At 65.8% G+C, this 439-nt stretch carries 1 protein-coding gene; it reads right to left on the reverse strand.

What is annotated here, in order from left to right:
• Positions 1–439: branched-chain amino acid ABC transporter permease (locus C7G61_RS43480; protein WP_145963874.1), on the reverse strand; the 439-nt coding region annotated here is incomplete at both ends.

A 439-nucleotide genomic window follows, 5' to 3' on the forward strand; every position in this document is an offset into this window, starting at 1 on the left:
GATGGCGCGCGCGCGTTCCTCGTTGTCGCGGACCGCCAGCAGTGTGCGCCCGAACGTGGAGCTCGCAACCCGCTGCAGAGCCGCGAAGACGAGCAGAAAGAGCACCGCCACGAAGGCGTAGTAGGCCCAGGAACCTCCCAGAGAGAACGGTCCGATGGCAGGCCGGGGAATGTTGAGCAGGCCGTTGTCGCCGCCTGTGATGTCCTTGAACGTGTAGGCGAGGAAGTAGAAGAACTGGGAGAAGGCGAGCGTCAGCATGACGAAGTAGACGCCCTGCCGGCGGATCGAGAGCCAGCCAACTCCCGTGGCGACGACGGCTCCCGCGATCGCCGCGAGAACGAGCGCGACACCGAGCGGGAGCGAGGTGTGCAGCAAGGTCAGCCCGGCCGCATAGCTCCCGAGTCCGAAGAAGATTCCCTGGCCGAAGGACAACAGGCCC

It is taken from the genome of Bradyrhizobium algeriense (genome assembly GCF_003062295.1).
GTDB lineage: Bacteria > Pseudomonadota > Alphaproteobacteria > Rhizobiales > Xanthobacteraceae > Bradyrhizobium > Bradyrhizobium algeriense.